This is a genomic window from Streptomyces sp. NBRC 110035, from assembly GCF_000829695.1.
Lineage (GTDB): Bacteria > Actinomycetota > Actinomycetes > Streptomycetales > Streptomycetaceae > Streptomyces.
Genome location: NZ_BBNN01000026.1, coordinates 110,836 through 123,212 on the forward strand (window position 1 = coordinate 110,836; position 12,377 = coordinate 123,212).

Genomic DNA, 12,377 nt, shown 5'->3' on the forward strand with positions numbered 1-12,377 from the left:
GATGGCCGTCACCGCCACGCCCGGCCCCGTCCGTCCGAAGACGGCGCCGGCCCCGGCCGCGTCCCGGACGGGCGCGGCCGGGGTGACCGGGGCACTCGTGCTCCTGGTCGCCGTGCTCGCCGTCGTCGACATCACCCAGGGCACGGCCGCCGTCGGCCCCGCCGAGGTCCTCAAGGCGCTCACCGGACGCGCCGACCCGGCCGACGCGTCCGTCGTCATCGCCTCCCGGCTGCCCCGGACGGCCGCCGGGCTGCTGGTGGGCGCCGCGCTCGGCATGGCCGGCCTCGCCCTGCAGGCCGTCAGCCGCAACGTCCTGGCCTCGCCGGACACCCTCGCCGTCAACGCGGGCTCCTATCTCGCCCTCGGCGTCGTCGCCGTCACCGGCGTCCCGCTGCCCCTGCTCGCCTCCTCCGGGGTCGCCTTCGCCGGTGGCCTCGCGGCGGCGGCCGTCGTCCTCGGGCTGTCCGGGCTCGGGTCCGGAACGGTACGGCTGGTACTCGCCGGCACCGCGCTCACCCTCGGCCTCACGGCCATCACCCAGGGCCTGCTGCTGCTGTTCCCGGAGCAGACCGAGGGCCTCTACCAGTGGAACCAGGGCAGCATCGCCCAGAACGGCTTCGACGGCGTGCTCCGGATGCTGCCCGTCGCGGTCGTCGGCCTGGCCGGCCTGCTGTTCGTCGCCCGCCGGGTCGACGCTCTCGCCCTCGGTGACGACGCGGCCCGCGGGCTGGGCGTCCCGGTGCGCGCGACCCGCGTCACCGCGGTGGTCCTGGCGACGCTGCTCTCCGCGGCGGCCGTCACCCTCGCCGGGCCCATCGGGTTCGTCGGCCTGTGCGCCCCCGCCCTGGTCCGTCCCCTGGCGCGCTGGTTCCGCGGCATCCACCGGCTGCGTGCGGGCGTGCCGGTCGCCGGACTGGTCGGCGCGGCGCTGGTCCTCGGGGCGGACGTGCTGCTCCGTACGTTCGTGAGCGCCGACATCTCCGTCGCGGTGCCCACCGGCGTCGTCACCAGCCTCGTCGGCGCGGTGTTCCTGGTCGTCATGGCGGCCCGGCTCCGTGACACCGCGGGCTCGCCCGCGCCGGACCGGCTGCGGATCCGCAGCCGCGCCGTCTTCGTGGGCTGGCTCGTCGTCCTGACCGTCGCCCTGGTCGGTCTGACGATCGCCGCGACGCTCGTCGGCGACAGCATGCTCCTGCTGGGCGACGTGCTCAACTGGATGCAGGGCCGGGCCGGGCGGACCGTCTCCTTCGTCCTCGACACCCGGGTTCCGCGCGTCCTCGCCGCGCTCCTCGCGGGGGCGGCCCTGGCGCTCGCCGGCACCCTGGTGCAGGCCGTCACCCGCAACCCGCTCGCGGAACCCTCGGTCCTGGGTGTCTCGGGCGGTGGCGCGCTCGGCGCGGTGATCCTCGTGACGACGGTGCCCGCCGCCGGGGCGTGGAGCGTCGCGGGGGCGGCGTTCGCGGGGGCCGCCGTCACCGCCGTCGTCGTCTTCGGACTCGCGGCACGCGGAGGCTTCCAGCAGAACCGGCTGGTGCTCGTCGGTGTCGGCGTGGCGGCCGGCACGACGGCCCTGATCAGTCTGCTGATCGTGCTCACCGACCCGTTCAACGCCACGAAGGCCCTCACCTGGCTGTCGGGCTCGACCTACGGCCGGACCATGCCCGACGTCCTGCCGCCGGCCGCCGTCCTCGTCGTCGGCCTCGTGGTGGCGGCCGTACGGCACCGGGAACTCGACCTGGTCTCCCTCGACGAGGACACCCCGCGGCTTCTCGGACTCCGGCTGGCGCGCGGCCGGCTGGGTTTCCTCGTCGTCGGCGTCCTGCTCACCGCCACCGCGGTGGCCGCCGCGGGCACCATCGGGTTCGTCGGCCTGGTCGCCCCCCACGCGGCACGGGCCCTCGTCGGACGCCGGCACACCCGCGTCCTTCCGGTCGCGGTGCTGCTCGGTGCCGTACTGGTGTGCACCGCCGACCTGTTGGGCCGCACCGTGATCGCACCGGCCCAACTGGGCGCCGGCCTCATGACGGCCGTCATCGGTACGCCGTACTTCCTGTACGTGCTCGTGCGCAGCAGGCGGTAGCGGAAGAGGACGCGGGACGCCGCCGGGCCCTCGGGCAACCGGCGGCGGGCCCCGGACCCACCGGCCGGTGGGTCCGGGGCCCGGACGGGTGTGTCAGCTCCCGGTCACGTCCGTGACCGTCCAGCGCTGGTTGGCACCGGAGTTGGGTTCCCAGGTCGTCACCGCGGCCCCTTCGTGGGTGGCCTGGCCGCCGACCTCCAGGAGACGTCCGGTGGCCGCGTTGACCAGCGTCCAGGTGCCGTCGCCGGTGCCCGACACGATCCACTCGGCGGCCCTGTCCCGAACGCCGGTGTGGGGCTCGGCGACCGGGACGTCGTCGCGCACGGTCAGACGCCTGTGCCCACCGCCCCGCGTACTGGTGAACTCGTAGCGCTGCCGGACCCCGTCGCCGGGACGCACCGCGCTCAGCCGCCACTGCTGGGCCGACGAGCCGTCGCCGGTGCCGATGACGAGGCCGCTGCCGTCCTCACCGACGGTGAGGGCCCTGTTGCTCTGCACGCCGGTCAGGGTGTAGGTGTGCCCCTTGCGCAGCAGCGGTGCATCCGCGGCGACGCCGGAGACACCCTTCACGACGAAGGACGTCACCGACCGGGCGGGCACGGTGAAGGTGGCGGACCGGTCGCCGATCCTGATGGCCCGGTGCCGCTCCAGCTTGCCGCCGGCGCTCGTCACGACGGGCGTGACGGTCGCGTTTTGGCTGATGGTGCGGAACTTCGACAGGTCCACGGTGACGTCGCGCGCCTCGCCGGTGCTGTTGACGTGGACGACCGAGGCGCCCCTGCCGTTCTTCGCCACCGCCGCCGCGCTGGAGGTGTCGTTCACCTGGATCAGCCGGTCACCGGGCTTGATGAAGTGGGTGAAGTTGCGGGCGGTGTCGAACTTGGTGTTGGTGCGGACGGGGCAGGTCTCGAGGGTGTCGGCCGCCGTGCAGCTGAACGGGAGCTGGATCTCACCCCAGTTGCCGCCCTTCGCGGACTCCCCGCCGGGCCTCATGTTGTCGTGGTCCTCGACGGGTTGCCAGAACACCCAAGCACGCGGCTCCAGTTCGCGCAGATCGTCCACGATGCGCTGGGCCAGACCCAGACCGGGACGCATGTCCGTGAAGCTCTGACCGTCGCCCCAGTCGCCCTCGACCTCGCTCATCCACAGCCGCTTGTCCGCCGCCTTGGAGAGGTCGCGCACGGTGGTGCGCTGCCCGGTTCCGTAGGTGTGGACGTTCATCTGGTCCACCAGATCGCGGGCCGCGGGGGAGTAGGAGTTCCAGTTCCGCGCGAACGTGGACGGGTTGGTCTCGTCCATGGCGGAGATACCGGCCCCGGTCCGCGCCTTCCTCAGCGCCGGGGCGAGGGCGTGGAGCACCTTCTCCTGGAGCTCGGGGCCGATGTGGGCGCCCTCCTGCCGGCCGCCGACGGGCTCGCCGTTTGGACCGAGACGGGTGCTCCAGTACGTGGTGTTCGGCTCGTTGAAGGGGTCGACGGTGTCGACCTCGATGCGGTGCGCCTTCTCCAGTCGCTTGGTCGCGCCCGCCAGATAGGCGGCGAAGTCGTCGACCGACTCGGCCTTGAGCTGGTCCTCGCCGGCATCGAACCCGCCGGAGACGTAGCCGCTGACGGTCATGAACCAGGGCGGAGAGTTGCTGAAGGTCTCCCAGTGGGTGATGTCCTTCTTGATGCGGTCCACCCACCAGCGCTGGGTGGCGTCGGCGTTCTCGTTCCAGTCCGCCGGGTCCTCGGCGTCCCACCAGTCGGTGTCCTCGCGGGTGGTTCCCTCCGGCGCCCTCCACCAGCCCTCGACGGCGCCGCCCGCGCGCAGATGGTCCTTGACGTCGGGGGCGTTGCCGCCGCCCACGTTGTAGCGGGCGATGTTCAGGGCGAGTCCCTCGTCGCCGAAGAGGAGCTCGGCGAGCTTCTCGCGTATCTCCGGAGGGTAGTCGCCGGTGGCGTTGGCGAACCAGACCAGACTGGTGCCCCAACCCTCGAACTCCTCCTGCTGGTAGGACGGATCGGGCCGGACGGTGACGGAGGGGACGACGTCCTCTGCCTGAGCGGTGGAGGCAGGGGCGGGGACCAGGGCGGCCCCGGTGACCAGGGCGGTGAGGCCGGCGGCTGACAGGAGCCGTCTTCTGCGGGTGCGGCGTGCCATCGGTGTGCTCCCAACATTGAGGTGTGGTCGCGCTCTGGTGGAACCCTTCGGCCCGCGCCCACCGCGCGGGCCGAAGGAGAAGAAGGCCCGGAACGGCCCCGCCGTTCCGGGAGGTGGAGCAGGCGGCTCCTGGAACGATCCTGCCGTTCCAGGGGTGTTGCGCGCAGTCGCCGCGACTCAGCCGGCCGGCTGTCGCAGTACGGCGACGGCGCGCGGCCCGAGGACGAGGGCGCCGTCGTCACCTTCCGTGGCGCCGAGCAGTACGTCCCCGGTCAGGCCGGGCACAGGGACGGCCGTGTCGGTCCGGTTCACCAGGAACAGGAACCGGCCACCGGGACCGCTGCGTACCGTCGTCTCGACCGACCCGCGTGCCTCGGACGGCAGTTCGCTCTCCACGCCGGCCGGTGCGAGCAGCCGGGGCAGCAGGGAGGTGAGCCCTTCGACACCGAGCCGGGTGGAGACGTAGGCGGCCGACCCGGTGCCAGAGGCCTTCCGGGTGACCGCCGCCCGGCCGGCGTGCACGCCCGTGCGGTAGCGGGCCAGGACGTCCGTCCCGGCCGCGACGTCGATCCGGTCGCTCCACAGACTGCCGGCCGTCCCGTCGTCGAGCTCCACCGTGTCACCGTCGAGCAGCGGGCCGAACTCCTCGATGCGGATGCCGAGCAGATCGCGCAGCGCCCCCGGGTAACCGCCGAGCCAGACGTGGTCGTGCTCGTCGACGACACCCGAGAAGTACGTGGTGATCAGGTGCCCGCCCTGCTCGGTGTACCGGGTCAGCGTCTTGGCCAGGTCGGCGGGGACCACGTGCAGCACCGGTGCCACCAGCACCTGGTGGCGGTGCAGGTCGGAGCGGGTGGTGACGAGGTCGGCGCGGACACCGAGGGCCAGCAGTGCCGAATACCAGTCGAGCGCCTCCTGCCGGTAGTCGAGCAGTGCGGAAGGGTGCGAGTCCTGCTCGCTCGCCCACCACGAATCCCAGTCGTAGAGGATGCCGACCCGGGCGGCCTCCCGCTCACTGCCCGCGACCGGGGCAAGTGCTTTGAGGGTGGAGCCGAGTTCGGCCACCGAGCGGAACAGCTCGCTGTCCTCACCGGCGTGCGGGACCATCGCCGAGTGGTACTTCTCGGCGCCGGCCGCCGACTGCCGCCACTGGAAGTAGCACACCGCGTCGGCCCCGTGCGCCACGTGCAGCAGCGAGTCACGGGCCAGGTCACCCGGACGCTTGGCCACGTTGACCGGCTGCCAGTTGACGGCACTGGTGGAGTGCTCCATCAGGAACCAGGGCCGGCCGCCGGCGATGCCGCTGGTGAGGTTCGCGGAGAAGGACAGCTCGTCGCGGTCCTGCGGCCCCGGGTGGACGTAGTGGTCGTTGGAGACGAAATCGATCTCCTGCGCCCAGTCGGGGTAGTCCATCCCCTTGGTGTTGCCCATCACCATGAAGTTGGTGGTGACCGGGACGTCCGGGGTGATCTCCCGCAGGATCTCCCGTTCGGCCCGTAGATGCTCCTTGAGCGCGTCCGACGAGAAGCGCTTGAAGTCCAGCTGCTGGGTGGGGTTGGGATGGGACGCGGCCTGCCGCGGCGGCAGGATCTGCTCCCAGTCGGTGTAGTGCTGGGACCAGAAGGCCGTGCCCCAGGCGGAGTTGAGCCCTTCCAGCGTGGTGTAACGGGCCCGCAGCCAGTGCCGGAACGCGCGCGCCGCGTCGTCGGAGAAGTCGTAGACGTTGTGGCAGCCCAGCTCGTTGCTGACGTGCCAGGCGACCAGCGCCGGGTGGTCCGCGTAGCGGGTCGCCAACTCCCTTACCAGGCGCAGCGCATGGGCGCGGAACACCGGGGAGGTGGGCCGCCAGTGCTGACGCGCCCCCGGCCACAGCGTCCCGCCGTCCGCGGTGACCGGCAGGATCTCCGGGTGGGCCGTGGTCAGCCACGGCGGCGGGGACGCGGTGGCGGTCGCCAGGTCGACACCGATGCCGCCGGCGTGCAGCAGGTCCAGCACCTCGTCGAGCCAGCCGAAGTCCCAGGTGTCCTCGGCCGGTTGCAGCCGAGCCCAGGAGAAGATCCCCACGGACACGACGTTCACGCCGGCCTTCCGCATCAGCCGGACGTCCTCCTCCCAGACGCTGCGGGACCACTGCTCGGGGTTGTAGTCGGCGCCGTACAGGAGGCGGGGGGCACGGTCACCGTCCACCCCGCTGGAACGGGGCAGGAGGGTGGAGATCATGGCGGTCCTTCCGGGTGTCCGGCCCCGGGGCGGCACGGCGTGCGTGCCGCCCCGGGGTGCTACTTCGCTACGGTGAAGCCCTGCTCGTTGCCGTACTTGACCGACGCGTCCTGCCAGGCCTCCAGGCCGTCCGCCAGCGTGGTGCCGGAGACGTAGGCCTTGCCGACGGTGTCGTTGAAGATCGAGTTGGCGTACACCTGGTACGGCAGGTACGCCCAGTCGTCGGCGACGTTCGCGGCCGACTCGGCGAACACCTTGTTTGCCTGCTGCCCGCCGAAGTACGGGAACTCGGTCTCCTGGAACTTCTCGGAGTCGAGCTGCGCCGTGGTTGCCGGGAAGGCGCCGCTCTTCACGCGGGTGTCGACCCCGTTGCCGGCGTTGGCGTACTCCACGAACGCGTAGGCGAGCGCCTCGTTCTTGCCGAGCTCGGGCAGGGTGAGGGCGCTGCCGCCGTTCTCCGCACTGGCGTCGGCGCCCGCCGTCCACTGCGGCAGCGGGGCGACACGCCAGTCACCGGCGGCCTCCTTCACGCCGGAGGCGAGGTTGGCCGGCATCCAGGCCCCGATGGCCAGGGTCGCGATGGTGCCGTCGCCGAGGCCCTTGTACCACTCGTCGGACCAGCTGGTGACCGGGGCGACCAGCTTCTCGTCGAGCAGCTTCTGCCAGGTGCCGGCGAAGTCCTTGGCCCTCTCGTCGGCGAAGCCGATCTTCACCTCGGTGCCGTCCACCTCGTAGGGGCGCGAACCGGCCTGCCACAGCATGCTGGTGGTGAAGCCCGCGTCGCCGGCGTCGTTGGTGATGTACGCCTTCGGGTCCGCCTTGCGCAGGGCGCGGGCCGCGTCCACGTACTCGTCCCACGTGGCCGGCACCTCGATCCCGTGCTTGTCGAAGACCTTCTTGCTGTAGAACAGCGCCATCGGGCCGGAGTCCATCGGCAGGCCGTAGATCCCCTCGCCGCCGGCCTTCACACCGTTCCACGGCCCGGGGGAGTACTGGTCGGCGAGCTGGTCGGCGCCGAAGCCGCTGAGATCGGTGAGTCCGTCGGTCAACGCGTACTGGCCCATGGCGTAGTACTCGACCTGGGCGACGTCGGGGACGCCCTTCTTCGCTGAGATGGCGTTCTGCAACGCCTTGTACTGCTCGTTGCCGGTGCCCGCGTTGACGAGGTTCACCTCGACACCGGGGTGCTCCTTCTCGAAGTCGGCGGCCACCTGCTCGAGCGTGGGTTCCCACGCCCAGACGGTGACGGTACCGCCCTTCTCCAGGGCCGCCTCGACGTCCGACTCGGAGACCGCCTTCGGAGCGGCGTCCCCGTCGCCGGAACCGCCGCAGGCGGTGGCGCCCAGGGCCAGGGCGCAGACTGTGCCGATGCCGCGCAGCAGGCGGCGGGATTGCTTGTGCATGGGAGTGCTTCCACTTCTTCGTGGGCTTGGATTCCAAGGCCTTGGGGTGGTGTGCGGTGGGAGAGGTGCTTGCGGGGGGTGGGGCCGGTGGGGCAGGGACGCGTGCCGAAGGAGGACGGCGCCCGGCGCCTATTCCTTGACGCTTCCGGCGGCGAGCCCCGACTGCCAGTACTTCTGCAGCAGCAGGAACGCGGCGATCAGCGGAACGATGGTGATCAGTGAGCCGGTGACGACCAGGTGGAAGACGGGCTGCCCGCCGGCCGTCTCGGCCTGGGCGTTCCAGCTGTGCAGGCCCAGGGTGAGGGGGTACCAGTCGGGGTCCTTGAGCATGATCAGCGGCAGGAAGTAGTTGTTCCAGGTCGCGACCATGGTGAACAGCGAGACGGTGACGATGCCCGGCGCCAGCAGCGGAAGCACCACCAGGAAGAAGGTGCGCAGCTCGCCCGCGCCGTCGATCCGGGCCGCTTCGAGGAGTTCGTTCGGGACGGCCTCACTGGCGAACACCCACATCAGGTACAGGCCGAACGGCGAGATCAGCGACGGGATGACGACCGCCCACGGGGTGTTGGTCAGTCCCATGTTGCTGAACATCAAAAAGGTCGGTACCGCCAGAGCCGTACCCGGTACGGCCACGGCACCGATGACGACGGCGAAGACGGCCCGGCGTCCGGGGAACTCGAACTTGGCCAGGGCGTAGCCGCCGAGCACGGCGAGGAGGGTCGCGCCTCCCGCGCCGAGCCCCACGTACAGCATGGTGTTCAGCAGCCAGCGGGTGAAGACGCCGTCGTCGTAGGTGAACGTCCCGGCGATGTTGTCCCAGAGGGCGAAGTCGCTGTCGAACCAGAGGCCGAACGAACGGGACAGTCCCTCCTGGGTCTTGGTGGCACTGATGACCAGCCACACCAGTGGTACCAGGCTGTAGAGCAGCACCAGGCCGGTGAGGACGGTCAGCAGCACACTGCGGCGGGGCCGCCCCGGCGTGGAGCCGCGCCGGCGCGTGCGCAGCCGGGGCACGGCGTCGGAATCGCCGGACGCGGAGCCGGTGCGGCCCGCGGAGGAGGGGGAGACGGTAGTGGTCATCGCTGCTTCACACTCCCTTGCGCATGCCGCGCAGCTGGACGACATAGGCGATGACCATGGTGATCAGACCCATGATGATGGCGACCGTCGCGGAGTAGTTGTGCTGCTGGCCGGAGAAGGACAGCGAGTACGTGTAGTAGTTCGGCGTGTAGTCCGTGGTGATGGCGTTGGGTGCCAGCTTCTGCAGGACGCTGGGCTCGTTGAAGAGCTGGAAGCTGCCGATGACGGAGAAGATCGTCGCGATGACCAGGGCGCCGCGGATCGCGGGCAGCTTGATGGCGGTGATGACGCGGAGCTGCCCGGCGCCGTCGATCTCGGCCGCCTCGTAGAGGGAGTGCGGGATCACCCGCAGCGCCGCGTAGAAGATCAGCATGTTGTAGCCGACGAACTCCCAGGTGACGATGTTGCCGATCGACGCCAGTACCAGGTCGGGGGAGAGCGGGTTGGGCAGCGACAGCCCGAAGGCCTCGTTGACGTCGCCGACCAGGCCGAAGCGGGTGCCGTACATGAAGCCCCACATCAGCGTGGCGACGACGGCGGGCACCGCGTACGGCAGGAAGATCGAGATGCGGAAGAAGCTCTTGCCGTAGAGCTGTCCGCTGTCCAGCGCCAGGGCCACCAGCAGGGCGATGCCGAGCATGATCGGAACCTGGACGCACAGGAAGAGCGAGACCCGGCCGAGCGCGGCCCAGAACCGTTCGTCCTGCAGGGCCTGCTGGTAGTTGTCGAACCCGACGAAGCTGGTGCCGCCGATGAGCTGGTCGCGGAAGAGGCTCAGGTAGACCGAGTACACGATCGGTGCCAGGAAGACCAGGGCGAACACGACCACGAAGGGGCCGATGAACCCCCACCCCGTCCAGGAGCGGCGGTCCCGTCCCGCCGGAGGCGGTGCCGGCCGCGGCTCGGCGGCCGCCGGCGGTTGCAGCGTCGTCATGTCGTTCCTCGCTCGTCCACGTTCGGGCCGGGTGGTCACGGGGCCCTCTCCCGGGCGGGGAACCGTGCCCCCGCAACCGATGTTTACGCAAACATCGAGCGCCGCAGAAATGCGGCGGAGTGTTATGTTTACGTAAACATTCGGTGGCGGCATGTCTACACTGCCCCGATGACGACGGTCAAGGGTCCTCCGGGAGACCCTGACGCGGCGGGTGGCGACGGGAAGGCGGCTGGAAAGCCAGTGGAGACGGTGCACAGCACGCCAAGGCGGGCCCTCGTTCCCGAGGCGACCGCAGCCGGCGGGGATCCGGCCGACGCGGACCGGGCGGGCGGGGAGCCCGCGGGCACGGACCCGGCCGACGGTGCCGCCCCGCGTCCCCGTCCGCGGGGCGGCAGCCGCCCCGCCCGGGCCTCCATGGCGGACGTGGCACGCCTCGCCGGCGTCTCGTCCCAGACGGTCTCCCGTGTGTCCAACGGTTACGCCGGAGTGAACGAGGAGACCCGCCGGCAGGTGCTCGCCGCGATGCAGGAGCTCGGCTACCGGCCCAACAGTGCGGCCCGCGCGCTCAAACGCGGCGAGTTCCGCACCATCGGCGTCATCACCTTCTCGCTGGCCACGACCGGAAACGTACGCACCCTGGAGGCGATCGCGACCTCCGCCGCGCACGAGGGCTACGCGGTGACCCTGTTGCCCGTCGCGATACCGACCCAGGAAGAGGTGCGCGGCGCGTTCTCCCGGCTGGAGGAACTCGCCGTCGACGCGGTGATCGTCATCATGGAGGTCCATCTGCTGGACGCGGCAACGATCCAACTGCCCCCACACGTCCAGGTCGTGGTCGTCGACTCCGACGCCGGTGACCACTACACGGTCGTCGACACCGACCAGGCCGGCGGCACCCGTACCGCGGTGCACCACCTGCTCGACCTCGGCCACCGCACGGTGTGGCACCTGGCCGGCCCCGAGGGCTCCTTCGCCGCCCAGCGTCGCACCGACGCCTGGCGCGCCGCCCTCACCGGCGCGGGACGCGTCCCGCCGGAACTGGTCCGCGGCGACTGGTCCGCGGAGTCCGGCTACCGCGCGGGCCTCGCACTCGCCGCCCGCGACGAGTGCACCGCCGTCTTCGCGGCCAACGACCAGATGGCCCTCGGCCTGCTGCGGGCCTTCCACGAACGCGGCCGGCGAGTTCCCGGGGACGTCAGCGTCATCGGCTTCGACGACATCCCCGAGGCATCCTCGTTCCTGCCCCCGCTGACCACCGTCCACCAGGACTTCGCCGAGGTGGGACGGCGCTGCGTGGCGGCCGTTCTGGGCAAGGTGCGCCATGGCGGCCCCGAGCGGGGGACCACCCTCGTCCCGACCCGCCTGGTGGCGCGCGCCAGTACGGCACCGCCGCCGGCGGAGAAGGCGTGGACGCGTGGGTGATGCGGCCCGTTCTGGCTCAACTCGCCCTGTCTGCTCGCATGTTGATGTGCAAGACTCGTTGATCATCATCAGCGGTGATCCACCGCGGGACGGAGTTCGTCATGCCGGCCGGCAGGTCCAGCCCTCCGCAGATCGACACCCGCGCGGCGCACCCCGCGCGGGTCTACGACTGGTTGCTCGGGGGCAAGGACAACTACCCCGTGGACGAGGCCGTCGGCGAGAAGCTGCCACCCCAGGCCCGGGACGCCGCCCGGCAGAACCGCCGGTTCATGCACCGGGCCGCCACCTGGCTCGCCGGACAGGGCGTCGACCAGTTCCTCGACGTCGGCACCGGCATCCCCACCGAGCCGAACCTGCACCAGATCGTGCAGGCCGTCGCCCCGGCCGCGAAGGTCGTCTACACCGACAACGACCCGATCGTCCTGCGGCACGCGGAGGCCCTGCTGATCAGCGGTCCCGAGGGCGCCACGGACTACTTCCAGGCCGATGTGCGCAATCCCGGGGAGATCATCGACCACGCCCGGACCGTCCTCGGCTTCGGCCGTCCCGTCGCGCTGTCCCTGATCGCCCTCCTGCACTTCATCCCCGACGACCAGGAACCCCGCGCCGTTGTCGGAGAGCTGCTCTCCGCACTCCCACCGGGCAGCTACCTGGTGCTGTCGCACGCGGCGTCCGACCGCCACGCGGAACTGGCCGCCCAGGTCACCGCCGAGTACGCCCGGGCCGGCATCCGCCTCGGCTTTCGCACCCGCTCCGAAGTCGCCCGCTTCTTCGACGGCCTGGACCTGGTGGCGCCGGGCCTGGTCACGGCCACGGAGTGGTTCCGAAAGACCCCGGCCCCGGCAGCCGAGGACAGCGGCATCTACGCGGGCGTCGCCCGGCTCCGCTGACTTCCGCGGCGCCCTGCCCGCAGGCGCCGTCCGGTGGCGCGTCCGGCCCGCGGACAGAGGGCCGGACGGACGCGGACTGAACGCGTGGCCCCGGGCAGCGGGACGCGGCGAGGACCGGCGTCCTGCCTCGCACCCGCCCGCCGGGTCGCACGGCGCTCGCCGCCCCACGCGGCCGGCCGTACGTCACCCCGGCGCGGGGCGACCGC

The 12,377-nt window shown here is 71.5% G+C and carries 8 protein-coding genes; 3 read left to right on the forward strand and 5 right to left on the reverse strand.

Annotation, left to right across the window (positions count from 1 at the left end; genetic code table 11):
• Position 1 precedes the first annotated feature (1 nt).
• On the forward strand, positions 2 to 2,080 hold the full coding sequence (locus TU30_RS16650; protein WP_042170612.1) for an iron ABC transporter permease: 2,079 nt from the start codon (positions 2 to 4) through the stop codon (positions 2,078 to 2,080).
• Positions 2,081 to 2,173: 93 nt separating this feature from the next.
• Here TU30_RS16650 and TU30_RS16655 read toward each other — a convergent pair whose 3' ends face one another.
• The 5 genes from TU30_RS16655 to TU30_RS16675 all read right to left on the reverse strand — a co-directional run bounded on the left by TU30_RS16655 (position 2,174) and on the right by TU30_RS16675 (position 9,859).
• A complete protein-coding gene (locus TU30_RS16655; RefSeq protein WP_042170616.1) occupies positions 2,174 to 4,222 on the reverse strand; it encodes a glycoside hydrolase in 2,049 nt (682 codons plus the stop codon).
• Between the two features lie 177 nt (positions 4,223 to 4,399).
• A complete protein-coding gene (locus TU30_RS16660) occupies positions 4,400 to 6,442 on the reverse strand; it encodes a beta-galactosidase (RefSeq protein WP_042170618.1) in 2,043 nt (680 codons plus the stop codon).
• Between the two features lie 59 nt (positions 6,443 to 6,501).
• Positions 6,502 to 7,845: an ABC transporter substrate-binding protein gene (locus tag TU30_RS16665; RefSeq protein WP_042170621.1), complete on the reverse strand. Its 1,344-nt coding sequence runs from the start codon at positions 7,843 to 7,845 to the stop codon at positions 6,502 to 6,504.
• Positions 7,846 to 7,974: 129 nt separating this feature from the next.
• On the reverse strand, positions 7,975 to 8,925 hold the full coding sequence (locus TU30_RS16670) for a carbohydrate ABC transporter permease (protein WP_042170623.1): 951 nt from the start codon (positions 8,923 to 8,925) through the stop codon (positions 7,975 to 7,977).
• A 7-nt stretch (positions 8,926 to 8,932) separates the two neighbouring features.
• On the reverse strand, positions 8,933 to 9,859 hold the full coding sequence (locus TU30_RS16675; RefSeq protein ID WP_042170626.1) for a carbohydrate ABC transporter permease: 927 nt from the start codon (positions 9,857 to 9,859) through the stop codon (positions 8,933 to 8,935).
• 414 nt (positions 9,860 to 10,273) lie between these two features.
• Here TU30_RS16675 and TU30_RS16680 point away from each other — a divergent pair, with 414 nt between their 5' ends.
• Entirely contained in the window at positions 10,274 to 11,281 is a 1,008-nt protein-coding gene (locus tag TU30_RS16680) for a LacI family DNA-binding transcriptional regulator (protein WP_042170785.1), read from the forward strand.
• 101 nt (positions 11,282 to 11,382) lie between these two features.
• On the forward strand, positions 11,383 to 12,171 hold the full coding sequence (locus TU30_RS16685) for an SAM-dependent methyltransferase (protein WP_042170629.1): 789 nt from the start codon (positions 11,383 to 11,385) through the stop codon (positions 12,169 to 12,171).
• Positions 12,172 to 12,377 lie beyond the last annotated feature (206 nt).